Source organism: Streptomyces sp. NPDC056527 (assembly GCF_042794475.1).
In the GTDB taxonomy this organism is placed as follows: domain Bacteria; phylum Actinomycetota; class Actinomycetes; order Streptomycetales; family Streptomycetaceae; genus Streptomyces.
In genome coordinates, this window is sequence record NZ_JBHTTQ010000063.1 from 1 (window position 1) to 25033 (window position 25033).

Annotated in this window: 24 protein-coding genes and 1 tRNA gene; 10 read left to right on the forward strand and 15 right to left on the reverse strand. The window is 71.5% G+C overall.

Annotation, left to right across the window (positions count from 1 at the left end; all coding sequences use genetic code 11):
* Nucleotides 1-49 precede the first annotated feature (49 nt).
* Both ACFQ7Q_RS25475 and ACFQ7Q_RS25480 read right to left on the reverse strand, forming a co-directional pair.
* Nucleotides 50-2587 (reverse strand): ABC transporter permease, encoded by a 2538-nt coding sequence (locus tag ACFQ7Q_RS25475; RefSeq protein WP_383559047.1) that lies wholly within the window; start codon nucleotides 2585-2587, stop codon nucleotides 50-52.
* A 159-nt stretch (nucleotides 2588-2746) separates the two neighbouring features.
* Entirely contained in the window at nucleotides 2747-3517 is a 771-nt protein-coding gene (locus tag ACFQ7Q_RS25480; RefSeq protein WP_383559049.1) for an ABC transporter ATP-binding protein, read from the reverse strand.
* A gap of 400 nt (nucleotides 3518-3917) precedes the next feature.
* On the opposite strand from ACFQ7Q_RS25480, the gene ACFQ7Q_RS25485 reads away from it, so the two are divergent.
* Both ACFQ7Q_RS25485 and ACFQ7Q_RS25490 read left to right on the forward strand, forming a co-directional pair.
* Nucleotides 3918-3999: transfer RNA gene (locus ACFQ7Q_RS25485), tRNA-Leu, on the forward strand.
* 131 nt (nucleotides 4000-4130) lie between these two features.
* Nucleotides 4131-5015, forward strand: coding sequence for a Bax inhibitor-1/YccA family protein (locus ACFQ7Q_RS25490; RefSeq protein WP_383559051.1), 885 nt, complete (start codon nucleotides 4131-4133; stop codon nucleotides 5013-5015).
* Between the two features lie 62 nt (nucleotides 5016-5077).
* On the opposite strand, the gene ACFQ7Q_RS25495 is transcribed toward ACFQ7Q_RS25490, so the two are convergent.
* Both ACFQ7Q_RS25495 and ACFQ7Q_RS25500 read right to left on the reverse strand, forming a co-directional pair.
* Complete coding sequence (locus tag ACFQ7Q_RS25495; protein ID WP_383559052.1) at nucleotides 5078-5641, reverse strand: TetR/AcrR family transcriptional regulator; 564 nt, start codon at nucleotides 5639-5641, stop codon at nucleotides 5078-5080.
* Nucleotides 5642-5778: 137 nt separating this feature from the next.
* The gene (locus tag ACFQ7Q_RS25500) at nucleotides 5779-6009 is read right to left on the reverse strand and encodes a DUF4287 domain-containing protein (protein WP_329119757.1); all 231 of its coding nucleotides are present in this window, start codon (nucleotides 6007-6009) and stop codon (nucleotides 5779-5781) included.
* 100 nt (nucleotides 6010-6109) lie between these two features.
* Here ACFQ7Q_RS25500 and ACFQ7Q_RS25505 point away from each other — a divergent pair, with 100 nt between their 5' ends.
* Nucleotides 6110-6439 carry a hypothetical protein gene (locus tag ACFQ7Q_RS25505; protein WP_383559053.1) on the forward strand — a complete coding sequence of 110 codons (330 nt, stop codon included), beginning with the start codon at nucleotides 6110-6112 and terminating at the stop codon, nucleotides 6437-6439.
* A 16-nt stretch (nucleotides 6440-6455) separates the two neighbouring features.
* Here ACFQ7Q_RS25505 and ACFQ7Q_RS25510 read toward each other — a convergent pair whose 3' ends face one another.
* The 3 genes from ACFQ7Q_RS25510 to ACFQ7Q_RS25520 form a co-directional block, all read right to left on the reverse strand.
* Nucleotides 6456-7298: a hypothetical protein gene (locus tag ACFQ7Q_RS25510; RefSeq protein ID WP_383559054.1), complete on the reverse strand. Its 843-nt coding sequence runs from the start codon at nucleotides 7296-7298 to the stop codon at nucleotides 6456-6458.
* 390 nt (nucleotides 7299-7688) lie between these two features.
* Nucleotides 7689-8909, reverse strand: a complete 1221-nt coding sequence (locus ACFQ7Q_RS25515) for an acetyl-CoA C-acetyltransferase (RefSeq protein WP_383559056.1) — start codon at nucleotides 8907-8909, stop codon at nucleotides 7689-7691.
* 208 nt (nucleotides 8910-9117) lie between these two features.
* Entirely contained in the window at nucleotides 9118-10131 is a 1014-nt protein-coding gene (locus ACFQ7Q_RS25520; RefSeq protein ID WP_383559097.1) for an SGNH/GDSL hydrolase family protein, read from the reverse strand.
* 119 nt (nucleotides 10132-10250) lie between these two features.
* Between ACFQ7Q_RS25520 and ACFQ7Q_RS25525 the strand changes: the two genes are divergently transcribed.
* Entirely contained in the window at nucleotides 10251-11648 is a 1398-nt protein-coding gene (locus tag ACFQ7Q_RS25525) for a cystathionine beta-synthase (RefSeq protein WP_383559058.1), read from the forward strand.
* A gap of 253 nt (nucleotides 11649-11901) precedes the next feature.
* Here the strand turns inward: ACFQ7Q_RS25525 and ACFQ7Q_RS25530 are convergent, their stop codons facing one another.
* Complete coding sequence (locus ACFQ7Q_RS25530) at nucleotides 11902-12318, reverse strand: hypothetical protein (protein ID WP_383559060.1); 417 nt, start codon at nucleotides 12316-12318, stop codon at nucleotides 11902-11904.
* A 97-nt stretch (nucleotides 12319-12415) separates the two neighbouring features.
* Between ACFQ7Q_RS25530 and ACFQ7Q_RS25535 the strand changes: the two genes are divergently transcribed.
* The gene (locus ACFQ7Q_RS25535; RefSeq protein WP_383559061.1) at nucleotides 12416-13279 is read left to right on the forward strand and encodes a MurR/RpiR family transcriptional regulator; all 864 of its coding nucleotides are present in this window, start codon (nucleotides 12416-12418) and stop codon (nucleotides 13277-13279) included.
* A gap of 27 nt (nucleotides 13280-13306) precedes the next feature.
* On the opposite strand, the gene ACFQ7Q_RS25540 is transcribed toward ACFQ7Q_RS25535, so the two are convergent.
* The 6 genes from ACFQ7Q_RS25540 to ACFQ7Q_RS25565 form a co-directional block, all read right to left on the reverse strand.
* Nucleotides 13307-13678 carry a hypothetical protein gene (locus ACFQ7Q_RS25540; protein WP_383559062.1) on the reverse strand — a complete coding sequence of 124 codons (372 nt, stop codon included), beginning with the start codon at nucleotides 13676-13678 and terminating at the stop codon, nucleotides 13307-13309.
* Between the two features lie 36 nt (nucleotides 13679-13714).
* Nucleotides 13715-14107, reverse strand: coding sequence for a roadblock/LC7 domain-containing protein (locus tag ACFQ7Q_RS25545; RefSeq protein WP_383559064.1), 393 nt, complete (start codon nucleotides 14105-14107; stop codon nucleotides 13715-13717).
* 41 nt (nucleotides 14108-14148) lie between these two features.
* Complete coding sequence (locus ACFQ7Q_RS25550) at nucleotides 14149-14907, reverse strand: transcriptional regulator (RefSeq protein WP_383559065.1); 759 nt, start codon at nucleotides 14905-14907, stop codon at nucleotides 14149-14151.
* A complete protein-coding gene (locus ACFQ7Q_RS25555) occupies nucleotides 14904-15305 on the reverse strand; it encodes a hypothetical protein (RefSeq protein ID WP_383559066.1) in 402 nt (133 codons plus the stop codon). The genes ACFQ7Q_RS25550 and ACFQ7Q_RS25555 overlap by 4 nt, the downstream gene beginning before the upstream one ends.
* Nucleotides 15306-15655: 350 nt before the next feature.
* Nucleotides 15656-16120 carry an SRPBCC family protein gene (locus tag ACFQ7Q_RS25560; RefSeq protein WP_383559067.1) on the reverse strand — a complete coding sequence of 155 codons (465 nt, stop codon included), beginning with the start codon at nucleotides 16118-16120 and terminating at the stop codon, nucleotides 15656-15658.
* A gap of 41 nt (nucleotides 16121-16161) precedes the next feature.
* Complete coding sequence (locus tag ACFQ7Q_RS25565) at nucleotides 16162-17481, reverse strand: diaminopimelate decarboxylase (protein WP_383559068.1); 1320 nt, start codon at nucleotides 17479-17481, stop codon at nucleotides 16162-16164.
* 103 nt (nucleotides 17482-17584) lie between these two features.
* Here ACFQ7Q_RS25565 and hutU point away from each other — a divergent pair, with 103 nt between their 5' ends.
* The 5 genes from hutU (at nucleotide 17585) to ACFQ7Q_RS25590 (ending at nucleotide 24166) form a co-directional block, all read left to right on the forward strand.
* The gene (hutU, locus tag ACFQ7Q_RS25570; protein WP_383559069.1) at nucleotides 17585-19249 is read left to right on the forward strand and encodes a urocanate hydratase; all 1665 of its coding nucleotides are present in this window, start codon (nucleotides 17585-17587) and stop codon (nucleotides 19247-19249) included.
* A 17-nt stretch (nucleotides 19250-19266) separates the two neighbouring features.
* Complete coding sequence (locus ACFQ7Q_RS25575; protein ID WP_383559099.1) at nucleotides 19267-20457, forward strand: allantoate amidohydrolase; 1191 nt, start codon at nucleotides 19267-19269, stop codon at nucleotides 20455-20457.
* On the forward strand, nucleotides 20448-21791 hold the full coding sequence (locus ACFQ7Q_RS25580) for a formimidoylglutamate deiminase (protein WP_383559071.1): 1344 nt from the start codon (nucleotides 20448-20450) through the stop codon (nucleotides 21789-21791). The genes ACFQ7Q_RS25575 and ACFQ7Q_RS25580 overlap by 10 nt, the downstream gene beginning before the upstream one ends.
* Before the next feature lie 26 nt (nucleotides 21792-21817).
* On the forward strand, nucleotides 21818-23065 hold the full coding sequence (hutI, locus tag ACFQ7Q_RS25585) for an imidazolonepropionase (protein ID WP_383559072.1): 1248 nt from the start codon (nucleotides 21818-21820) through the stop codon (nucleotides 23063-23065).
* Between the two features lie 72 nt (nucleotides 23066-23137).
* Nucleotides 23138-24166: a S66 peptidase family protein gene (locus ACFQ7Q_RS25590; protein ID WP_383559074.1), complete on the forward strand. Its 1029-nt coding sequence runs from the start codon at nucleotides 23138-23140 to the stop codon at nucleotides 24164-24166.
* Here ACFQ7Q_RS25590 and ACFQ7Q_RS25595 read toward each other — a convergent pair.
* On the reverse strand, nucleotides 24147-24791 hold the full coding sequence (locus ACFQ7Q_RS25595) for a phosphotransferase (protein WP_383559076.1): 645 nt from the start codon (nucleotides 24789-24791) through the stop codon (nucleotides 24147-24149). The two genes, ACFQ7Q_RS25590 and ACFQ7Q_RS25595, sit on opposite strands and share 20 nt — an antisense overlap.
* Between the last annotated feature and the right edge of the window lie 242 nt (nucleotides 24792-25033).

The following is a 25033-nucleotide window of genomic DNA, read 5'->3' on the forward strand; positions in this document are numbered from 1 at the left end:
CCCCGAACGGGGAGCCCGGCCCTTCCTCGTATCCGTACCGCCGGTCGTGCTACTCGGCCTTGATCGCCGTCAGCATGTTCAGCTTCGCGGCGCTCCGGGCCGGCCACAGGGAGGCCAGGACGCCGACCAGCGCGGCGGCGATCAGCAAGAACCCGATCCGGTCCCAGGGCAGCACCAGGACGTAGCCCGGCAGGCTGCTCTTGATCGTCTCGCCGATCGCCCAGCCGAGGAACGAGCCGAGACCGATACCGACGACCGCGCCGAACACCGAGATGACCACGGCCTCCAGACGGACCATCCGCTTCACGCGGCGACGGTCGAGACCGATCGCCCGCAGCATCCCGATCTCCTGCTGCCGCTCGAACACCGACATGGCGAGGGTGTTCACGACACCGAGCACCGCGATGATCAGGGCCATCGCCAGCAGGCCGTACATGATGTTGAGCAGGATGTTGATGGGGCCGCCGAACGAGTCGCGGATGTCCTTCTGGTCCATCACCGAGATGGCCGGGTTCTCACCGAGGGCCTTGATGAGGGCGCCCTCGCCGGCCGCCGACTCACCGCCGTCCATCTTCACCAGGATCTGCATGATCTGGGGCTTCTCGGTGTGCGCGTTGACGATCTTGGTGTCGATCAGCACGGGGGAGACGAACTCGTTGTCCTCGTAGACCGCGCCGACCGTCAGCTTGCTCTTCTTGTCGTCCGCGAAGGCGACCGGCAGGGAGTCGCCGACCTTCCAGCCCTGCTTGTCCGCGGTCTTCCGCGCCACCGCGATCTGGCCCTTGCCCAGCGTGTCGAGCGAGCCCTTGACGACCTTCAGGTTCAGCACCTGCTCGATGTCGCCCGGGGTGACACCGGAGGCGGCCCGGAAGTCGCCCCCCAGCTCGAAGTAGTCGGCCTGCTGAGGCGAGACGGCGACGACGCCGGGCGCCTTCTCCAGGGCGGTCAGCGCGGTCTGGTCGAGACCGGGGCCCGAGCCCTGGGCCATCGTGACCATGTAGTCGGCCTTGAGGTAGTCGACCGTCATCCGGTCGATGGCCGAGCCCACCGTGGCACCGAGCACCGACAGGCCGGTGACCAGGGTCAGACCGATGGCCAGCGCGGACGCGGTGGCTCCGGTGCGGCGCGGGTTACGGACCGCGTTCTGACCGGCGAGCTTGCCGGACACTCCGAACACTCCGACGATCAGCGGCCGGATGAGCGCGATGACCGGGCGGGACAGCAGCGGGATCAGCACGATCACACCGATGAGCGCGAGGAACGCGCCGGCCCCGACGAGCATCCGGCCCATGTCGGCGCCCTTGGCCGCACCGGCGACGATCAGCGCCGCGCCGAGCGCGGTGATCGCGCCGCCGATGGAGTTGCGGACGACCAGCGACTTGGTGGTGGCCACCGCGTGGACGCTGCTCATCGCCGCCACCGGCGGGATCTTCGCGGCCCGGCGGCCGGGCAGCCAGGCGGCCAGCATCGTGATCAGGACACCCACGGCGAGCGCGGAGATCACCGGGGTGGCGCCCAGGATCAGCGGGCCGTCCGGCATCTTCAGCTCGAAGGCGTTCATGCCCGCGCGCAGTCCGATCGCCAGACCCACACCGAGCACGTATCCGACGACGGAGGCGACGACACCGACCAGGCCGGCCTCGACCAGCACCGAGCGGGTGATCTGCTTGCGCGAGGCACCCACGGCCCGCATCAGGGCGAGTTCCTTGGTGCGCTGGGCGACCAGCATCGTGAAGGTGTTGGAGATCAGGAAGATGCCGACGAAGAGCGCGATGCCGGCGAAGCCGAGCAGCACCTGCTTGAAGGCGCCGAGACCGGCCTCGATGTCACGGGCCTGCCGGTCGGCCAGCTCCTGGCCGGTCTCCGCCTGCGCCTCCTTCGGCATGACCTTCAGCACCGCGTCGAGGAGCTTGGCGTCGTCGGTGCCCGGGGTCGCCGTGACGGTCATGTCCGAGTAGTAGCCCGGCTTGAGGTAGAGCTTCTGGGCCACGTCGGTGTCGAAGAGGATCAGGCTGCCGCCGGCGTTGACCGCGCCGTCCTCGGTGGTGAAGACACCGGAGAGGGTGTACGGCTGCACCGGGCCGTTCGTGGCGACACGGACGCGGTCGCCGACCTGGTAGCCGCCCTTCGCGGCGGTCTCCTTGTCGAGGGCGATCTGGTCGTCCTGGACCGGGCCGGTGCCGGAGGTGAAGTCGTACGCCCGGTCCTTGCCGTCCTTGCCGGGGGCGAAGTTGGTGCCCTTGTTGGACCACCCGCCGCCGATCAGCTTGCCCTCCTTGTCGGGCACACCGGCGAAGCCGGAGACCCGGCCGGTCGCGGAGGCGACCCCGTCGACCTGTTCGACCTTCGCCAGGACCTGCTCGGAGATGCCGGGCGTCTTCTTGGCCTGGTCGGGGGTCGGGTACAGCGTGGCGGCGACGGCCACGTCGTCGTAGCTCTTGGCCGACTGGTTGCGGAAGGCGTGGGACAGGGTGTCGGTGAAGACCAGGGTGCCGGAGACGAAGGCGACGCCGAGCATGACGGCGAGCACGGTCATCAGCAGCCGGGCCTTGTGCGCGAGCACGTTGCGCAAGGCGGTACGGAACATGTGTGTGTCCTGGAGTGGGGCCGGCGCCTGCGGCGGGCCGGGAAGTGAGAGGGCGGGGAGAACGGGGCGCACGGCACACGGCCGGGCGCCGTCACGGTCCCCGCGTGGGCGGGGCTCCGGGGGCCGGGCCCCGGGACGGCGCGGTGAGGCGCCGCCGCCTCAGCTCGTGCGGCCCTTGGCGTCGAAGGCCTTCATGCGGTCCAGCACGCCGTCCGCCGTCGGGGCGATCATCTCGTCGACGATGCGGCCGTCCGCGAGGAAGATCACCCGGTCCGCGTAGGACGCGGCGACCGGGTCGTGGGTGACCATGACGACCGTCTGGCCCAGCTCCCGTACCGAATTGCGCAGGAAGCCCAGCACCTCGGCGCCCGAGCGTGAGTCCAGGTTTCCGGTCGGCTCGTCACCGAAGATGATCTCGGGGCGGGAGGCCAGCGCGCGGGCCACGGCGACGCGCTGCTGCTGGCCGCCGGAGAGCTGTGCGGGACGGTGGCTCAGCCGGCCGGACAGGCCGATCATGTCGATGACCTTCTCCACCCACTGCTTGTCGGGCTTGCGGCCCGCGATGTCCATCGGCAGCGTGATGTTCTCCAGGGCCGTCAGCGTCGGCAGCAGGTTGAACGCCTGGAAGATGAAGCCGATCTTGTCCCGGCGCAGCTGCGTGAGCTGCTTGTCCTTCAGGGTGCTCAGCTCGGTGTCGCCGAGGCGGACCGAACCGGAGCTGAAGGAGTCCAGGCCGGCGACGCAGTGCATCAGGGTGGACTTGCCGGAGCCGGACGGCCCCATGATCGCGGTGAACTCGCCCTGGCGGAAGTCCACGGTGACCTGGTCGAGGGCGACCACCTGGGTCTCGCCCTGTCCGTAGACCTTCGAGAGATCCGTGGCGCGGGCGGCCACCGCGGTGGCGCGGGACACGGTGGGGGTGGTGGTCACGAGGGCGACTCCTGTCACTGCGGACGTTTGGGAACCACTCCATCGTGTCGAGCGTTGAGGTCCGGAGCGTCCGTCCACATGCCCGTTCCTGGGGCAGCCTGGAGTCGGACCGGGGGGCCTGCCCCTCCTCCTGAGGTATGACAGGACCCCTGAGGCGCCCTCCGGAGCGCGGACCGGGTGCGTACCGCGCGGGCGATGTGACATAGATGCGGCGAGTTTCCGTCATTCCGGCGTACGCACCTTTGCGCCTGCGACCCCTGTCACAGTTCGTCAGATGGGCCCCCACCTGCACTGACGCACCCTCAGACGTCAATAAAATAAGACAACATCGGGCCAGCGTTCCGCTGAACGGGGGAAGCGTCCCGATAGGCTCATGTGCCAACGCGGAGCCGCGCGCCATGCCCGGGTGGTGGAATGCAGACACGGCGAGCTTAAACCTCGCTGGCCTTCGGGCCGTACCGGTTCGAGTCCGGTTCCGGGCACAGCTCACCCCTGTCGACCACCGGGTCTCTCTAACGATCTCGGAAAGATCCTCCCCGAGCACTAGGGAGTTTCTTTTGCTTCCGCATTACTCTTGACGCAAGGCCGCGCAGTGCGGCCATGGAGGAGTGAGATGAGGAGCAGCAACCCGGTCTTCTCGCGACGGGGGTTCAGCCGCGACAACGGCTACGCCGGCTTCAACGCGCAGCAGCCGCAGGCCGGGGGCCCCGCCGTCGGAACCAACCCGTACGCCCAGGACGCGGCGAACCCGTACGCGACCAACCCGTACGCGCAGGACACCCAGCTCGGCGCCCCGCAGCAGACGCGCGGCGACGTGATGACGATCGACGACGTCGTGAGCCGTACGGCCATGACGCTCGGCACGGTCGTGGTCACCGCCGCCCTCGCGTGGTTCCTGCTGCCGGTCGACGAGGCGAACCTCGGCAAGTCCTACGGCATCGCCATCGGCGCCGCCCTGGTGGCCTTCGTCCTGGCGATGGTGCAGTCCTTCAAGCGCAAGGCCTCGCCCGCGCTGATCCTGGCCTACGCGGCGTTCGAGGGTGTCTTCCTCGGCGTGATCTCGGCCACGGTCTCGACCTACATCTCGCCCGGTGTGGTCGCGCAGGCGGTCCTCGGCACGATGGCGGTCTTCGCCGGTGTGCTGATCGCCTACAAGATGCGCTGGATCCGTGTGACCCGCCGCTTCTACGGCTTCGTGATGGCGGCCGCGATCGGCTTCGTCCTGCTGATGGCGGTCAACGCGATCTTCTCGCTCTTCGACGGCGCCGGTGACGGCCTGGGCTTCCGCAGCGGCGGCCTCGGCATCCTCTTCGGTGTCATCGGCATCATCCTCGGTGCCTGCTTCCTCGCCCTCGACTTCAAGCAGGTCGAGGACGGCGTGACGTACGGCGCTCCGCGCGAGGAGTCCTGGCTGGCGGCCTTCGGCCTCACCCTGACCCTGGTGTGGATCTACCTGGAGATGCTGCGCCTGCTGTCGATCCTTCAGGGCGACGACTGACGCACCGCTCGTGTGTGACGAAGGGCCCGTCCGGCTTCCGCCGGGCGGGCCCTTCCGCGTTCTCAGCCCCTGAGCGCGGCCTCCAGGAGCACCCGGGCCGCTTCCTTCGCCTGGGCGGCCGGCTCGGGGGATCCGTTGATGCCGGCGACGGCCATGGCGCCGTTGGCCAGCAGCGCCAGCTGGTCGGCGAGCTCCGACGGCGCGCCGAGGGCGTTCGTCTGCTCGGCGAAGTATCCGCGCAGGGCCTGCTTGTGGCCGCGGGCGATGTCGGCGACGTCCGCCGAGATGCCGCCCATCTCGCCGAAGGTGTTGATGAAGGCACACCCCCGGAAGCCGGGGTCGGCGAACCAGTCGCCGAGGTAGTCGAAGACCGCCAGGACGCGCTCGTACGGCGTGCCGGCGTGCGCCGCGCCGTGGGCGGCGATGGCCTCCCGTACGGCCGCGTCGCGGCGGTTCAGGACGGCCCAGACCAGATGGTCCTTGGACGGGTACAGCTGGTAGAGGCGTTTGAGGGAGACGCCGGACGCGGTGCGGATGGCGTCCATGCCGACCGCCTGCACCCCCCGCTCGTCGAAGAGGGCCTCGGCGGCCTCCAGGAGCCGTAGCTCGGCGGTTTCCGTGTCCATCGCCCGATCACCCCATCAGTGGAGAATCATCGTTCTCTCACTCTACCGGAGATGGGGAACGATGGTTCTCCCCATCGGCTCCGCCCTGCCGGGGCGGGCCGACGGGGGCCCGTGCGGGCGGGCCCCCGTGCGGAGTGTCAGAGCAGCCGGCGGGCCGCTCGCCGAAGGTCGTACTCGTGGATGATCGCCTTCGCGTGGCCGTACGCGAGGTCGTGCTCGCCCCGGAGCCAGCTCACCTTCTCCTCGAAGCGGATGAGGGAGGGGCCTTCCTCGACGGTGCGAAGCCAGTCGGAGACTTCACGACCGGTGCAATGGGGGATACGGGCGAGCAGGTTGCGATGGGTCTCTTCGGAGAATGCGTGGGACATCGGCGCCTCCGGACGCGTGTTGCCGTGTGCTCCTTCCCGTCACCGTGCCTGAGTGCCGGGCCGTTGGCAACAGTCCCCGGAGGGCGCGTAGGGTCGCGCCGTGCTTGATACCAGTGAACTGACCGCCGTCGTCGAACGGTTCGCCGACCGGCTGCGGGCCGCCCCGCAGAGCCGCCTCCAGCGCGGCGCCGCCGCCGAAGGACTGCAGCTGGCCAGGGAGTTGGCGCTCCTGGCGCAGCGGATCGAGGAGCCGGAGGGCGCCGGGCGGATCATGCCGGAGGCCGGCGTGTTCACGGTGGCCGACCAACTCGTGGTGGCCGGAAACGATCTGGCGGAGATTCTGCGAACGGCCCCGGCCGGCTCCCGGGAACGGGAACTGGGCGAGGCCGTGAGGCTGGTGCGGGAGGCCGCGGAGCGGTCGGGGCTGTGACGGCCTCCGGGGAGGGCTACAGCGAGGCGATCACGCGGTCGGCGAGGATGTAGACGTTCTCGTCGTCCGCGTCCCCGAAGGAGAACGTCAGGGCGTACGCCCCCGAGACGCCCGAACCGCCGAGCAGGACCGGCGTACGACCGGCGTGCAGGGCGTCCGCGAGACGCTCCGCGGTCTCCCGGTGACCGGGAGTCATGCAGAGCGTGGTGCCGTCGGCGAAGACGTACACGTCCAGCGTGCCGAGCGGCCCGGGGCGTACGTCGGTCAGCGCGGTGCGCGTGTCGGCGAGCTCCTCGAGGCGGGCCACCGTGCGCTCGTGGTCGGTGACCACGGGCGTCTGGACCGGCACGAAGTCCGGGTGCGAGGGGTGGCGGCGGCGGGCCGCGGCGAGCTCCGGGGAGTCCTCGGCGTACTCGTTCAGCTCGGGGAACTCGTCCAGGACGCTGTCGGCGCCGGCGCCGTCCAGTCCGGCGGCCTCGGCCTCCATCGCCTCCAGGGCCATGGCCTCCAGGCCCACGAAGTCGGCCTGGCGCGGCACGTAGAAGGGGCCGTCCTCGGCGGATCCGCCCAGGCCGCCGAGGAGCGACGGGGCGTCGGCCGCGTCACGGGCCTCCTGTGCCGCCCAGAACGCCCGCGCCTCGGCGAGCTCGCGCTCGCGCTCCTCGGCCAGCGCCTCGGCGACCGCGGCCCGTATCTCGGACGCGGGCGTCTGGCGGGCCTGGGGCACGGACACCCCGTGGGCGGTGGCGAGTTCGCTACGCAGAGCGGCGACCTGCTTACGGAGACCGTGGGCAGCGTGCAGGGCGGCGGCGCCCACGGCCGTGGCGGCGGCCGTGGTCACCAGCAGGGCAAGAGACATGGCGCTCACTGACGTACTCCCGATTCCGAGTCGATCCCCCCGACTTCCTACATCAGCTTGTCGTGGGAGTGCGCCCCCTGTCAGTGCATTACGTCACGAAATGGACAGGTATTTGGGCCAGGTGTTTAGTCCCGATGTGGTTGTGACCTGCGGGAATGACTCTCCCCCGGGACGTAGGTCACATCCTGGGGGAGATTCGGTCACGGCTAGGACGCGACGGGGTTAGCCGAGGCGTCTTCTGGGCTTACGGCAGGCGCCCTGGGGCTCGCCTCAGCCGCTCGCTTCCAGGCTCAGCTCAGCCGCTCGCTTCTTCGCTCACGCTTCCCTTCGCCACCGCTGCGGGCAGGTGCCGCCTTCGTTCCTCAGGCGACCCCTACCCTCCGCTACGGCTCAGCTCAGCCGCTCGATGACCATGGCCATGCCCTGGCCGCCGCCGACGCACATGGTCTCCAGGCCGAACTGCTTGTCGTGGAACTGGAGGCTGTTGATCAGGGTGCCGGTGATGCGGGCGCCGGTCATGCCGAAGGGGTGGCCGACGGCGATCGCGCCACCGTTGACGTTCACCTTGTCCAGGTCCAGACCCAGGTCCTGGTAGGACGGGATGACCTGGGCGGCGAAGGCCTCGTTGATCTCGGCGAGGTCGATGTCGCCGATGGTCAGGCCGGCGCGCTTGAGGGCCTGCTTGGACGCCTCGACGGGGCCGAGGCCCATGATCTCGGGGGAGAGGCCCGAGACGCCGGTGGAGACGATGCGGGCGAGCGGCGTCAGGCCGAGCTCGCGGGCCTTCGTGTCCGACATGATCACGAGCGCGGCGGCGCCGTCGTTGAGCGGGCAGCAGTTGGCGGCGGTGACCAGGCCGTCGGGGCGGAAGACGGGCTTGAGGCCCTGCACGCCCTCCAGGGTGACGCCGGCGCGCGGGCCGTCGTCGGCGGAGACGACGGTGCCGTCCGGGGTCGTCACCGGGGTGATCTCGCGTTCCCAGAAGCCGTTCTTGATGGCCTGCTCGGCGAGGTTCTGCGACCGTACGCCGAACTCGTCCATCTCCTGGCGGCTGATGCCCTTGAGGCGGGCCAGGTTCTCGGCGGTCTGGCCCATGGCGATGTACGCGTCCGGGACGAGGCCGTCCTCGCGCGGGTCGTGCCAGGAGGAGCCCTCGGAGGCGGCGACGGTGGCGGTGCGGGCCTCGGCCTCGGCGAAGAGCGGGTTGTGCGTGTCGGGCAGGGAGTCCGAGTTGCCCTTGGCGAAGCTGGAGACCATCTCGACACCGGCCGAGATGAAGACGTCGCCCTCGCCGGCCTTGATGGCGTGCAGCGCCATGCGGGAGGTCTGGAGCGAGGAGGAGCAGTACCGGGTGATCGTGCAGCCGGGGAGGTGGTCCATCCCCATCTGGACGGCGACGATCCGGCCCAGGTTGTTGCCCTGCTCGCCACCCGGGAGGCCACAGCCGAGCATCAGGTCGTCGATGTCGCGCGGGTCCAGCTCGGGGACCTTGGCGAGCGCGGCCTGGATGATGGTCGCGGTGAGGTCGTCGGGCCGCAGGTCCTTCAGGGAGCCCTTGAAGGCCCGGCCGATCGGGGAGCGGGCGGTCGAGACGATGACGGCTTCGGGCATCACGGCTCCAGGAGGATGCGGGGTGGACGGACTGAAAGCGAAGCTACCTGCACGTACGGCACGGGTCACCGCCCAGACGGTGTGACGCGGACCTCTTTTCTAAGCGAGCGCTCAGTCGGCGTCCCATCGCCCGTACGGCAGGGGGCGGCGCAGCGCGGCGACGAAGGACGGAGCCCCGCACCGCCGGCCTGCGCGCGCGCCCAGGCCGTCAGGGGCGGTGGGCCTCCTCCGGGGACGGGTTCTGCTCCGGCGTGGCCGGGGGCGGCTCCGCGAGGCGACGCCGGCGGCGGTGCTTGAGCAGCGCCCACGGCGCCCGCGCCCCCGTGACCTCCGTACCCGCTTCCTTCGCCGCCTCCGCGGCCGCCTTCGCCACCGGCAGCATGTTCTCGTGGCGGTCCGGCTCCAGGCGGTCCGTCTCCGGCCACACGCCCAGCACCGCGCACACCGTCGGCAGCACGGCCATCGCCGCCGTCGCGTAGCCCTCCGCCGACGGGTGGTAGTTGTCCACGCCGAACATCTCCCGCGGATTCGCCGCGAACTCCGGACCCAGCAGGTCCCCCAGCGACACCGTCCGCCCGCCCTGCTCCACCACCACGATGGTCTGCGCCGCCGCCAGCTGCCGCGACACCCGCCGCGCCAGCCACCGCAGCGGCTGGTACACCGGCTCGATGGTCCCCAGATCCGGGCAGGTCCCGACGACCACCTCCGCCCCGGCCGTCCGCAGCCGCCGCACCGCCGCCGCGAGCAGCCGCACCGACTCCGTCGCCGACATCCGGTGCGTGACGTCGTTCGCCCCGATCATGATCACGCACACGTCAGGCGGCCCCGCCGGAGCCGTCAGCAGCAGCGACACCTGGCGCTCCAGGTCGTCCGAGAGCGCACCCGGCAGCGCCACGTTCCGCAGGTTCACCGGCCGCTCCGCCACCGCCGCGAGCCCCGAGGCCAGCAGCGCCCCCGGTGTCTGACCCACCCGGCGCACCCCCTGCCCCGCCGCCGTCGAATCACCCAGAAGGGCCAGCCGCAGCGGGGGCGAGGCCGGATCCGTGGTCTCGAAGGAGCGGCCGTACAGCCCGTCCGCCCCCGGTGGCAGCGGCGCCACCCCACCCCCGACCGTCCTCTTCGCGAGCTGTACCTCGGCCAGAAGCACTCCCACCGCCGCCGCACCGAGCAGCCCGATGCTCCCGCCGCCGTACGCCGCGCCCGCCGCGATCCGCCGTGCCACCCTCGCCCTCGACATGGGGGCAGTCACCTCCTTCAAGCCGTTCAGGATGTAACTGCCCCGTAACCCGCACCGACTACGCATACGCTGGCTGCACCATTACGGAGACCCCGGAGATTACGGTGCAATTCCACGACTCGATGATCAGCCTCGTCGGCAACACCCCGCTGGTGAAGCTCAACAATGTGACAGCGGGCATTCAGGCCACCGTCCTGGCCAAGGTCGAGTACTTCAACCCGGGCGGTTCGGTCAAGGACCGCATCGCCCTGCGGATGATCGAGGCGGCCGAGGAGAGCGGTGCTCTCAAGCCCGGCGGAACCATCGTCGAGCCCACGTCCGGCAACACCGGCGTCGGGCTCGCCATCGTGGCCCAGCAGAAGGGCTACAAGTGCATCTTCGTCTGCCCCGACAAGGTGTCCACGGACAAGATCAACGTGCTGCGGGCGTACGGCGCCGAGGTCGTGGTCTGCCCCACCGCCGTCGACCCCGAGCACCCCGACTCGTACTACAACGTCTCGGACCGGCTCGTCCGTGAGACGCCCGGCGCCTGGAAGCCCGACCAGTACTCCAACCCGAACAACCCCCGCTCGCACTACGAGACCACCGGTCCCGAGCTGTGGGAGCAGACGGACGGGAAGATCACCCACTTCGTCGCGGGCATCGGCACCGGCGGCACCATCTCCGGCACCGGCAAGTACCTGAAGGAGGTCAGCGGCGGCACGGTCCAGATCGTCGGCGCCGACCCCGAGGGCTCGGTCTACTCCGGCGGCTCCGGCCGGCCGTACCTCGTCGAGGGCGTCGGCGAGGACTTCTGGCCCACCGCCTACGACCGTGACGGCACCGACCGGATCGTCGCCGTCTCCGACAAGGACTCCTTCCAGATGACCCGCCGCCTCGCCAAGGAGGAGGGCCTCCTGGTGGGCGGCTCCTGCGGCATGGCGGTCGTCGCCGCGCTCGAGGTCGCCAAGGACCTCGGCCCGGACGACATCGTGGTCGTGATCCTGCCGGACTCCGGCCGCGGCTACCTCTCCAAGATCTTCAACGACGAGTGGATGGCCGACTACGGCTTCCTGGAGGACACCTCCTCCGCCACCGTCGCCGACGTGCTGCGCCACAAGGAGGGCGGACTGCCCTCCCTCGTCCACATGCACCCGGAGGAGACGGTCGGTCAGGCCATCGAGGTGCTGCGGGAGTACGGCGTCTCCCAGATGCCCATCGTCAAGCCCGGCGCCGGCCACCCCGACGTCATGGCCGCGGAGGTCGTCGGCTCGGTCGTCGAACGCGAGCTCCTCGACGCGCTGTTCACCAAGCGGGCCTCCCTGGAGGACCCGCTGGAGCGTCACATGAGCGCCCCGCTGCCGCAGGTCGGCTCCGGCGAGCCGGTCGCCGACCTGATGTCCGTGCTCGGCGAGGCGGACGCGGCGATCGTGCTCGTCGAGGGCAAGCCGACGGGTGTGGTGAGCCGTCAGGACCTGCTGGCCTTCCTGGCGAACGGCGGGACCAAGGGCGCCGCGAAGTAGCCCGAAACGCTCGTCGAGCGGGCGTTCGCACAAACGGTACGAGCGCGACACGTACCCGCAGCACCCGCTTAACACGCGTCCGGCACATTGGTGGTTGTCGGCGTCAAGGACTACGGAGCGGCTCCCGGACTCCTGAAGACGCCGCCGGACGCGGAGACCGGCCCTGACCCGGGCCCGTGTCCCTCGCGGGGACCGCCGTCGTCCCGCCCCCCGGTAACGGGGGTGCGGCGGTCCCCGCGCCACCCCTTTCCCGCTAGAAGTCCTGGGTGTCGTCGCGCCTCGGCAGCCGGCCCCGGAACGCGTGGACGAAGTTCACGCCCACGATGCCCAGCCAGGCCACGATCAGACCCTCCAGGTTCGCCTGGCTGACGGCGATCGCGGAGAGCGGGATCGCCAGGATCAGCGAGATGATCCCGAAGCCGTAGCGCTCGCCGAAGCCCTCCACGCCCGAACCGGGCGGCCGCACCCCGCGGGCGGTCGCCACCTGCTGCTCGGCCAGCCGGCGCCGCACCTGGCGGTCGACCGTGGAGTCCAGGCTCTGCTCCACCTTGCCGAGGAAGGACTCGATCAGAGCCGCCTCGTACTCCGTACCCAGCTCCCGCCGGGCGTGCAGGGTGGCGTCCAGCTCGCTCTTGAGCTCGGCGTTGCGGTCGGGGTCGCGCGTATCCATGCTCGCCACGGTAGGGAGCCCCGGTCCCTCCCGTCAGTAGGGCTATCCCCCGCTTTTTCTTGCCCTGCTGCATATCCTCATGCAGAGTTCGAGGAGGATGAATAGACCAAAGGGGGACGGCGTGAGCGACAGCCCGGCCGGACGGCTTCAGGCGCTCTTCGAAGGGCACCGGCTGACACCGACACAGCGGCGCATCGCGCACAGCATGGTGCGCAGGGCCGGCGACGTGCCGTTCCTGTCCAGCGTGGAGCTGGCCGAGCTCGCCGGCGTCAGCCAGCCCTCCGTCACCCGCTTCGCCGTCGCCCTCGGCTTCGACGGCTACCCCGCCCTGCGCCGCCATCTGCGCGAGGTCGCCCCGGAGCGGAAGCCGACGGGGGAGACGAGCGAGCACAACGAGTACCAGCAGGCCGTCCTCGCCGAGATCGAGAACCTCCGGCATCTCGCCGAGCTGCTCGCCGACCCCGCGCCCGTCGAGCGCGCCGGGCGGCTGCTCGCCGCCTCCCGGCCGCTGCCCGTCCTCGGCCTGCGCGCCGCCTCCTCCCAGGCCCGCGGCTTCGCGTACTTCGCCGCCAAGGTCCACCCCGACATCCGCCTCCTCGACGAGGGCGGCTCGATGCTCACGGACCGCGTCGACGCGTCCGTACGGGCCGGGGCGACGGCCCTGCTCTGCTTCGCGCTGCCGCGCCACCCCAGGGAGGTCGTGGAGGCGCTGGAGTACGCGCGGGCGGCCGGACTGACCGTCGTGACGGTCGCCGAATCGGCGTTCGCGCCCGTCGCCGCCCACAGCGACCTGCTCATTCCCGCCGCCGTCGGCACCGGGCTCGCCTTCGACACGGCCTGCGCCCCGATGCTGCTCGGCCGGGTACTCCTGGAGGCGATGGCGGACGAGCTGCCGGACGCCCAGGCGCGTCTGGAGGAGTTCGACGCGAAGGCGGCGGAGCGGGGACTGTTCGTGGAGTAGGGGCCGGACCGCTCCCGGCGCCGGGGATCAGACCTCCAGCTCGGCCTCGATCCGCTTCAGCTGGTGGCGGGCCATCGCCAGGTTGGCGCGAGCCTTGTCCAACGCCAGGTACAGGAACAGACCGTTGGTGCCGCGCCCCTTGAGCAGCCGGAGCAGGTGGTACTGGCCGCCGAGCGTGATCAGGATGTCCTCGATATCGTCCTTGAGGCCGAGCATCTCCATCGTCCTGACCTTGGCGCGGACCACGTCCGTGTTGCCCGCTGCGGCCACATTGAGGTCCAGCTCCTTACTACTGCCGATCGTGCCGAGGGCCATGCCGCTGGTGTAGTCGACCAGCGCGGCGCCGATGGCGCCCTCGATGGTCATGGTGTCCTTCAGGGAGGTCTCGGTGTTCGCCATGGGTGTCGCACTTCCTTTTCGCATCTGTGGTTGGGATCAGTTCAGGTCTCTGCGTTCCAGGGCCTCGTCGACCAGCTCGCCTATCCGGGCACTCGACCGCCGCGCCTCCAGATGGAGCCGCCCCACGTTGATCCGGGGCTCGGCGAGCAGGGTGAGGACGGCGGAGCCGCCGGCCGCGTACGTGGCGACATAGCCGTTCTCGCCGCGCACCAGCAGCTCGCGGAAGCCGCCCTGGCCCGTGGATTCGGTCAGCCGCTGTCCGACGCCGAGCGCGGCCGCCGTGAGCGCGGCCACCGCCTCGGCCTCGTTGTCGACCGTGTCCTGGGCCAGGATCAGGCCGTCCGCGCTCGCCGCGAGCGCCCCGGTGAGCTGGGGCAATCGGGCCCGCAGCCGTCTCAGCTCGCCGAGCACCTCGGCCTCTGCCGACATCAGTTGTCTCCTCTCGGCGCGCATGCGCAGGGCACGCCTCATCACAGGCTTGCCTCCAGGGCGTCACGGAGCCGGCGCAGCAGGGCGATGTCCGGATCCACCGCGACCTCGCCGACCCAGGCGGGTACGGCGGGCTGGGCGGCCGGTAAGGATTCGAGCGGGGTCTCGACGAGGCCGGCGGCCGCGAGGCGGCGGATGTCGAGCAGTGTGTGGAAGGCCGGGCGGCCGAGCAGCCGGGCGATGTCCGCGGGGGTGCGGGTCCCGTCGGCGGCGGCCAGCAGGGCCCGCTGGCGCAGGCCCACCGTCTGCCCGGGGGAGGGGGCGCGGGGCACGACCGGGGCGGTGTCCACGGCCCCGTACGGCCAGACGCTGTCCAGCAGTTCACGGCGGCGCACGGTCTCGCGCTCGACGGCCTCGGTGGAGACGGGCCGCACCGGGCCGAACCAGTGGGCGACGCCGTAGCGGAAGCGGGTGGGGCCGCTGGCGGGGGCGAGCGCGAAGAACGCCGCGTCGAAGACGGCTCCGAGGTGGCATATCTGGAGCTCTCCGTCGTGCAGTCGGCCGCTGTCGACCAGAAACCGGCCGACCTCGCGGCGCGCCCCGGCGCGGTTGACGGCCTCGTCCCAGCCTTCGCGGGGCAGTCGTCCGCCGGCCGTCAGCAGGACGTCGAGGCCGGGCGCGGCGGGGCTCTCGGCGTGCACGACGCGGCCGTCGACGAGGTAGAGGGTGCCGTGGTCGCGCAGCAGGGCGCCGGTGGCGCGTTCGGCGGCGAGGCGGGTGAGCATCGGTGAGACGGTCATCCGAGGACCAGCCTTTCGGCGAGGTCGCGTAGCCGGATACGGGCCATGGCGAGGTTTCCGGCGTCGCGGTCGATCCACAGATGCAGGAAGACACTGCTGTCGAAGGCCGTCTCGACGAACCGGAGGACGTGATAGCCGCCGCGAGCGGTGACGATCAGGTCCTCTACGGGCGGTCCTTTGGGTAACGTTTCGTCGTGCAGGGGGTCGTTGGCGAAGGAGTCGTACTCCGCTGCCGCACGCGCCAGTTCGGCTGCCTCCGCCGCGGTCGTCTCATGGTCGCCGACCGGCGAGTCGCCCGCCGTGCCGAGGGCGAGTCCGCTGGTCCAGTCGACCAGCCAGGCCCCGCGTGCGCCCGGCAGGCTCATGGCCTCCAGCAGGCACTCGTCGATTCCGGGCACGCGGATTCCCCTCCCGATGCGGCGTGCGGGTGTACGGCAGTGACGGAGACGCTACTCAACGTTCCGGTCGGGGGCAGGAGTTCTGGCATTTTCCATCGGAACATGCCGTGGGCTTGCTTGAATTCGCCCTCCGAGTGCCGCTTCCTGTCCGGGTCGGTCCTCTCCGCGCATGCGCAGGACGACCTTGTCGAGCACCCGCGGCCCGATCCCGATGGCGAAAGGCACATCGGCCCGGACGTGCGCGTCAGCGGCGGACGAACGTCAGCGGCTGACCGGGGCGACGGGCGAGCTCAAGCGGCTGACCGGGGTGGGGGCCCTCGTCAGTGGCGGACGGGGTCGGCGGGCCCGCGTCAGTGGCGGCGCTCCACCGATGCCGCCACGTCGTCCAGGTCCTTCGCGAGCGCCCGGCTCACCGCCTTGGAGCCGAGGCCGCTCAGCAGCTTGGCGAGGAACCCCATGCGGCTGCCCTCGGCGGGGCTCGCCGAGAACGTCATCCGTACCGTCGTCGCACTCGTCCCGTCCGGCCGCAGCGCGATCTCCGAGACGTAGTGCATTCCGTGCGAGTCGGCCACCGTCACATAGCGGTCCGGCGGCACGGCCTCGGTCACGGTCATCTCCTCCGTGGCCTCCTTGCCCATCATCCGCCGGGTCTCGCGCCAGCGGGTGCCCACGCCGAAGGCGCCCTCCGTCAGCACCTCGACCCGCTCCACCCCGCTCAGGACCCGCTCCAGGTCCTTCAGGTCCGTCAGTGCCTCCCAGACGGGCCCGGGAGTGGCCGCGATCCGGCGTTCGACGACGACGCTCTTGGTAGCCATGGATCCATCGAACCACCGGGTTCCGACAAGCGCCCGCAGTGCTACGGCAGCAGGGCGTCCGGCCGGTCCCCGCCCGCCTCGGCGACGATCTCGTCGAGCGTCTGTGCCGCGCGCACGGTCGCGAACGACACCGTTCCCTCGTCGTCCGCGACGGTGAAGCCGTGCACGGCGGGCCGGGGCAGGCTGTTGTACGCGTAGTGGTGGGCGAAGTAGTACGCGCCGGTGTCCGGCACGGCGACGATGTCGTCCGGCCGCAGCAGGGGCAGCGGGCGGGCGGTGGCCAGCAGGTCGCCGGCGAAGCAGGCGGGTCCGGCCACGTCCTGGACGGTCTCCTCCCCGTCGCCGGGCCTGCCCTCGGAGTCGTACGCGAGGACGCGCAGCGGCCACGAGGCGGGGTCGTAGACGGTACGGGTGGCCAGCTGGACCCCCGCGTGGGTGACGGCGATGGGGCGGCCGCCCGAGGTCTTGGTGTACTCGACGCGGGCCAGGACCGTGCCGTGCTTGGCGAGCAGCGAGCGCCCGAACTCGGTGACGAGCCCGTAGCGCCCGTCGAGCAGGCCGGGGGCGGTCGCGGCGAGCAGCTCGGCGTACTCCGCGTAGGTCGGCGTCTCCTCGTCGGAGGAGAAGTTCACCGGCAGGCCGCCGCCGATGTCGACGGTGTCGATCTGCTGCCGTCCGGCCTTGGCGTTGATCTCCTCGGCCAGGGCGTACACGGCGGCGACGCCCTCCGCCATCAGGGAGAGCGGGACACCCTGCGATCCGCTGTGGGTGTGCAGCCGGGTCAGCCAGGGCCGGTCGAGGTACGTCTGGACGACGGCCTCCCGCGCCCCCTCGTCCCGGAGGGCGACCCCGAACTTGGAGGTGGCGGTCGCGGTCGAGAGCGCCCCGATCGAACCGGATCCGACCTGCGGGTTCACTCGGATTCCGATGGGCGAGGCGGTCGGCGCGGAGGCGATGAGCGCGTTGATCCTGGCCAGTTCCTGGAGGTTGTCCGCGTTGACGGCGATCCCCAGGGCCAGCGCCTGGCGCAGCTCGGCGGGCGTCTTGGCGGGCGAGTCGAGCACCGTGCGGGAGGGCGGGACGCCGGCCGCGCGGGCGAGGGCCAGCTCGCCGGGGCTCGCGACCTCGACCCCGAGGCCGCAGTCGTAGAGCAGGCGCAGGACGGGCACGAGCGGGCACGCCTTCACGGCGAAGGCGTGCAGGACGGGCGCGTCGGTGACGGCGGCGAAGGCGGAGACGAGGGCGGCGGCCGAGGCACGGACTCCTGCGGTGTCGAGGAGGGCGACGACGGGTTCGGCGGGGGAGAGGAGGCCTTGTTCGACGGCGGCTCGGACGGCCTGATCGCGACGGTGGGAAGCCATGTGTCCATGGGACCACCGGGACGGGTGGCGCCGCAGCTGTTGACTACAAGTATTCAGCAGTCCAGGATGTGAATAACTGATTCACATCGGAGGAGGCTGCCCCATGTCAGGACCCCGCCCCGTACGGGCCCCGCGCGGTACGGAACTGAGTGCCCTGGGGTGGCAGCAGGAGGCCGCCCTCCGGATGCTGCAGAACAACCTGGACCCCGAGGTCGCCGAGCACCCCGACAAGCTCGTCGTCTACGGCGGCACCGGGAAGGCCGCCCGCGACTGGCGCTCCTTCGACGCGATGGTGCGCACGCTGCGCACCCTCAAGCAGGACGAGACGATGCTCGTCCAGTCCGGCCGCCCGGTCGGCGTCATGCAGACCCACGAGTGGGCCCCGCGCGTCCTCATCGCCAACTCCAACCTGGTCGGCGACTGGGCGAACTGGGAGGAGTTCCGGCGCCTGGAGCAGCTGGGCCTGACCATGTACGGCCAGATGACGGCCGGCTCCTGGATCTACATCGGCACCCAGGGCATCCTCCAGGGCACCTACGAGACCTTCGCCGCCGTCGCCGCGAAGAAGTTCAACGGCACCCTGGCCGGCACGATCACCCTGACCGCCGGCCTCGGCGGCATGGGCGGCGCCCAGCCGCTCGCCGTGACGATGAACGACGGCGTCGCGATCTGTATCGACGTCGACCCGCGCGCCATCGAGCGCCGCATCGAGCACCGCTACCTCGACGTGAAGGCCGACAACCCGGCCCACGCCCTGCAGCTCGCGACCGAGGCCCGGGACGCCCGCCGCCCCCTCTCCATCGGCCTGCTCGGCAACGCGGCGGAGCTGCTGCCGCAGATGCTCGCCGAGGGCGCCCCGATCGACATCGTCACCGACCAGACCTCGGCCCACGACCCGCTGTCCTACCTCCCGGTCGGCGTGGCCTTCGAGGACATGGCCGACGCCGCCGCCAAGGACCCGGCCGGCTTCACCACGCGCGCTCGCGAGTCGATGGCGAAGCACGTCGAGGCCATGGTCGGCTTCATGGACGCCGGCGCCGAGGTCTTCGACTACGGCAACTCCATCCGCGGCGAGGCCCAGCTGGCCGGCTACGACCGCGCGTTCGCCTTCCCCGGCTTCGTACCGGCGTACATCCGTCCGCTGTTCTGCGAGGGCAAGGGCCCGTTCCGCTGGGCCGCACTCTCCGGCGAGGCCTCGGACATCCACAAGACGGACAAGGCGATCCTGGAGCTCTTCCCGGAGAACGAGTCCCTCCACCGCTGGATCAAGATGGCCGGCGAGCGCGTCCACTTCCAGGGCCTGCCCGCCCGTATCTGCTGGCTCGGCCAGGGCGAGCGCGACAAGGCGGGCGACATGTTCAACGACATGGTCGGCAACGGCACCCTCGCCGCGCCCCTCGCGATCGGCCGCGACCACCTCGACTGCGGCTCGGTGGCCTCCCCGTACCGCGAGACCGAGGCGATGCTCGACGGCTCCGACGCCATCGCGGACTGGCCGCTCCTGAACGCCATGGTGAACGTCGCCTCCGGCGCGTCCTGGGTCTCCATCCACCACGGCGGCGGCGTCGGCATGGGCCGCTCCATCCACGCGGGCCAGGTCTCCGTGGCGGACGGCACGAAGCTCGCCGGCGAGAAGATCCGCCGCGTGCTGACGAACGACCCGGGCATGGGCGTCATCCGCCACGTCGACGCGGGTTACGACATCGCGGAGCGCGTCGCGGACGAGAAGGGCGTCCGCGTCCCGATGCGCGAGGGCGACGACGCGTGAGCGCGAGCTTCCACGCCATGTGGCGGTCGCTGCGGCCCATCGGCCGCAGCGCCGCCTCCGGCGGCTACCGCCGCTACGCCTGGACCGCCGCCGACGCCGACTGCCGGCTCTGGTTCCAGATGCAGGCCGAGGCCCGTCGGCTGAACTACGAGGTCGACCGCAACGGCAACCAGTGGGCCTGGCTCGGCGACCCGGCGGCCGGGGACGCGGTCGTCACCGGCTCGCACCTGGACTCCGTACCCGACGGCGGAGCCTTCGACGGCCCGCTCGGCGTGGTCTCCGCCTTCGCCGCGCTCGACGAACTGCGCTCCCGTGGCGTCGTGTTCGAGCGACCCCTCGCGATCACCAACTTCGGTGACGAGGAGGGTGCCCGCTTCGGACTCGCCTGCGTCGGCTCCCGCCTCACCGCCGGCCGGCTGACGAAGGAGCAGGCGTACGAGCTCCGCGACGCCGACGGCATCAGCCTCCCGCAGGCGATGGAGGCGGCGGGGTACGACCCCGAAGCCATCGGCCCGGACCCGGAGCGGCTCGCCCGCATCGGCGCCTTCGTCGAGCTCCACGTCGAACAGGGCCGCGCGCTGGACCTGAGCGGCGACGCCGTCGGCATCGCCTCCGCGATCTGGCCGCACGGCCGCTGGCGGTACGACTTCGCCGGCGAGGCCAACCACGCGGGCACCACCCGGCTCGTCGACCGCCGCGACCCGATGCTCACCTACGCCGAGACCGTCCTCGCCGCCCGCCGTGAGGCGGAACTCGCGGGCGCCGTCGCCACCTTCGGCAAGATCGCGGTCGAGCCGAACGGCGTCAACGCCATCCCCTCCCTCGTCCGCGGCTGGCTCGACGCGCGCGCTGCCGACCAGGGCGCCCTGGACACGGTCATCGCGGGCGTCGAGACCGCCGCCCGCGACTACGCCGACCGGCACGGCATCGACCTCACGGTCGTCCGGGAGTCCTTCACGCCCGTCGTGGAGTTCGCCCACGCGCTGCGGGACGAGATCGCCTCCGTCCTCGGGGAGAAGACCCCGGTCCTCGGTACGGGTGCCGGACACGACGCGGGTATTTTGTCCGAATCGATCCCGACCGCCATGCTGTTCGTACGGAACCCCACGGGCGTCTCGCACTCCCCGGCCGAGTTCGCGGCCGAGGACGACTGTGTCGCCGGGGTCCTCGCACTCGCCGACGTACTGGAGGGGCTCGCGTGCAGGTGACGTACTGGCTGGAGTACGCCTGGCTCGACACGAACGTCGAGCCGGGCGTGGCGCTCGCCGTGACCGACGGTCGCATCACGGCCGTGACCACGGGCCTGGAGACCCCGCCCCCCGGCGCCGTCGTCCTGCGCGGACTGACGATCCCCGGGCTCGCCAACGCCCACTCGCACGCCTTCCACCGTGCCCTGCGCTCCACGGTCCAGGTCGGCTCCGGCACGTTCTGGACGTGGCGCGAGGTGATGTACCAGGTGGCGTCCCGGCTGACCCCGGAGACGTACCACGCCCTCGCGCGTGCGGTGTACGCCGAGATGGCGCTCGCCGGGATCACCGCGGTCGGCGAGTTCCACTACCTGCACCACGCGCCGGGCGGCACCCCCTACGCCGACCCCAACGCGATGGGCGAGGCGCTGATCGAGGCAGCGGCCGAGGCCGGCATCCGGATCACCCTCCTCGACACGGCCTACCTTTCCGCAGGCTTCGGCGCCGCGCCCGACCAGCACCAGCTCCGCTTCTCCGACGGCACGGCCGACGCCTGGGCGGAGCGCGTCTCGCTGCTCAAGGAGCGCGAGGGCGGGGACGGCGTCCGGATCGGGGCGGCGATCCACTCCGTACGGGCGGTCCCGGCCGATCAGCTGTCGACCGTGGCGGACTGGGCGCGCGAGCGGGGCGCTCCGCTGCACGTCCACCTCTCGGAGCAGACGGCCGAGAACGACGCCTGCCTCGCGGCCCACGGCCGCACGCCCACGCAGCTCCTCGCGGACCACGGGGTGCTCGGCCCGCTGACGACCGGTGTCCACAACACCCACCTCACGGACGCGGACATCGAGCTCATCGGCTCCTCCACGACCGGCACCTGCATGTGCCCGACCACCGAACGCGACCTCGCCGACGGCATCGGCCCGGCCGTCGCCCTCCAGCGCGCGGGCTCCCCGCTCTCGCTGGGCAGCGACAGCCACGCCGTGATCGACCTCCTGGAGGAGGCCCGGGCGATGGAGCTGAACGAGCGCCTCCGCTCCCGCACGCGCGGCCACTGGACGGCTGCGGCCCTGCTGCGGGCCGCGACCGCCGACGGTCACGCGTCGCTGGGCTGGGGCGAGGCGGGCACCCTGGAGTCCGGAGCGCTGGCCGACTTCACGACGATCGCCCTGGACTCGGTCAGGACAGCGGGACCGGTGCCGCGTCTGGCAGCCGAGACGGCGGTATTCGCAGCGTCGGCCGCGGACGTGCGGCACACGGTCGTGGGCGGCCGCCATGTCGTACGGGACGGGGTCCACCAGTCCGTGCCGGACGTGCCCCGTGCCCTCGCGGAATCGATCGCCGCACTGCGCGGCTGAAGCGGCTGAAGGAGACACCTCTCACCATGAACACGGGCCCCGCGGCGACGAACAACACAGCGGCGAGCTCCGCCCCCACGAGCGCGAACAGCGCCGTGGCCACGGCGGCCACCGCCATCGTCAACATCGCCAGTCTGGTCACCAACGACCCCTCTCTCGGTGATGGAACCCCTCTCGGCCTGATCCAGGACGCGGCCGTCGTCATGGACGGCGACCGCGTGGTCTGGGTCGGTGAATCCAGCAAAGCACCGGCCACTGACAACCGGGTCGACGCCGGGGGACGGGCGGTGATCCCCGGCTTCGTGGACTCCCACTCGCACCTCGTCTTCGCGGGCGACCGCACGGCGGAGTTCAACGCGCGGATGTCCGGTCAGGCGTACGCGGCGGGCGGCATCCGCACGACGGTGGCGGCGACGCGCGCGGCCACCGACGAGGCCCTGTCGGCGAACGTCGCCCGCTACATGCGCGAGGCCCTCACCCAGGGCACGACCACCTTCGAGACCAAGTCGGGCTACGGCCTCACGGTCGAGGACGAGGCCCGTGCGCTGCGCATCGCGGCCGCGCACACGGACGAGGTCACCTACCTGGGGGCCCACATCGTCTCCCCGGACTACGCCGACGACCCGGCCGGGTACGTGGCCCTGGTGACCGGCGAGATGCTCGACGCCTGTGCGCCGTACGCCCGTTGGGTGGACGTCTTCTGCGAGAAGGGCGCCTTCGACGGGGACCAGGCGCGGGCGATCCTCACGGCCGGCATGGCGAAGGGCCTGCACCCGCGGGTGCATGCGAACCAGCTCTCGTACGGCCCGGGCGTCCAGCTCGCGGTGGAACTGGACGCGGCGAGCGCCGACCACTGCACGCATCTGACGGACGAGGACGTGGACGCCCTGGCCTCGGGCAACACGGTCGCCACGCTCCTCCCCGGCGCGGAGTTCTCCACCCGCGCCGAGTGGCCGAACGCCCGCCGCCTCCTGGACGCGGGCGTGACGGTGGCCCTGTCGACGGACTGCAACCCGGGCTCGTCCTTCACCTCGTCGGTGCCGTTCTGCATCGCGCTCGCGGTACGGGACATGGGCATGACCCCGGACGAAGCGGTCTGGTCGGCCACGGCAGGCGGCGCGACGGCCCTCCGCCGCACGGACATCGGCCGTCTCTCCCCGGGCGCCACCGCCGACCTGACGATCCTGGACGCCCCGTCCCACGTCCACCTGGCCTACCGCCCGGGCGTCCCCCTGGTGGCCGAGGTCTGGCGCCGGGGAGCCCGCGCGATCTGATCCGCCCGGGCCGGGCGGCGCCCGGCGGAAATCCGTCGAGCCGCCGGGGCCGACCGTGCCAGAATCCCGCGCATGTCCGTTCGATACCCCCGCCCTCTCCGTCCCGGTGACCGTATCGGTGTCACCTCTCCTTCGAGTGGTGTCCCGAAGGATCTGCGTGCCCGTCTCGACGTGGCGATCCGGCATGTGGAGGCGCGGGGGTACGAGGTCGTCGTCGGGGCCTGCATGGACGGTGCCGGGCATGTGAGCGCGCCGGCCGCCCAGCGGGCGGGCGAGTTGACGGAGATGCTGACCGATCCCGGCATCAGGGCCGTCGTGCCGCCGTGGGGCGGGGAGACCGCGATCGATCTGCTGCCTCTGCTCGACTGGCGGCGGCTGCGCGACGCCGAGCCGACCTGGCTCGTCGGGTACTCGGACATGTCGACCCTCATGACGCCGCTGACCCTCCTCACCGGGGTGGCGACCCTGCACGGCAACAACCTCATGGACACCCCGTACCGGGCGCCCGAAGGGCTGCTCTCGTGGCTCGACATCGTCGCCGCTCCGCAGGGGCGGCCGTTCACGCAGACTCCGCCCGGCCGGCACCGCTCCTCCGGTTGGGACGACTGGCAACTGCACCCCGAGACGAGCGAGTTCGCCCTCGATACGCCCGGCCGCTGGACCCGCCTGGACGGCACCGGTGAGGTGGACGTCGAGGGGCGTCTGATCGGGGGCTGCATCGAGACCGTGTGCAACGCCGCCGGTACGCCGTATCTCGACGTCTCGGCCTTCGCCCGCGAGCACGCCCCGGAAGGGCTCATCGTCTACGTCGAGGCGTGCGGCGACGAAGCCCTCAGCATCTGCCGGTACCTGCACGGGATGCGGCTGGCCGGCTTCTTCGACCGCGCGAACGCCGTTCTCGTCGGCCGGACGTCCGCGCCCGACGCCCCCTCGCTCACCCAGCACGAAGCGGTCATGGACGCCCTCGGCTCCCTGGGCGTGCCGATCATCGCCGACGTCGAGTGCGGCCACATCGCGCCGTACCTGCCCCTCGTCAACGGCGCGCGCGCCCGAGTCGTGCACACCTCCACCCGCAGCGAGGTCATCCAGACGCTGGACTGACCTCCAGCGCCGCCACCAGCGCCACCGCCTCGTCCAGGCGAGCGCGTTCGGCCTCGTCCAGGTGCGGGTCCAGCGCCCGGCGCTCCCGGGCCCCCGCCAGCGGCAGGGGGCCCGCGTCCGCGAGGGACACCAAGGTCGCCAGGCCCGCCCGCGCGCCGTCGGCGTACGGGACCGGGGTCACCGCGACCTCCGCGAGGATGAGGGCCGACATCGCCCAGTCCAGCGCCGGATCGCCCGCCTCCGCCGTGCACCAGTCGATCACGAACGGACCCTCGGGCGTCAGCATCACGTTGCCCGGGTGCAGGTCGAGGTGGAGCAGCGGGGCCGGCGCCGGGGACGGAACGGCATGGAGGCGGTGCAGAAGGCCGGCCAGGACCGTCGCCGCCGACTCGGGCGTGACCGTGCCCGCGAGCAGGGCGTCCAGCAGCGAAGGGCCGGTCAGCCGGCGCATGACGAGCTCCGGGCCCGATACCGAACGGACCCGCGGCACCGGGTAGCCGTGGCAGGCCAGGTGCTCCATGGTCGCGGCCTCGTGCGCCGCGTCCGCACCGTCCCGGTAGCGGCGCAGCACCCAGTCGTCGTCCAGCGCGAACACGTCCGCCGACCGTCCCGTACCTATCAGCATGCACGCACCCTAGCGTTGCCCGGGTGACGCGGAGTCTCGCCCCGGAGACCTCTCAAGCCCTCCGCCGACATGCCCCATTGGTCTCTTGATCACCACCAATTACCCTCCTGCACACTCCTTCACGGATCGGTCACAGAAAGGTCGAGTAGCCCTGTCCCGGAGGGTTTTCGACCGGTACCGTCCTGTACCGGCAGGACTCAGGGGGGAAGACCGGGGGGTCGGAGAGTTGAGCGCTGTCCGTA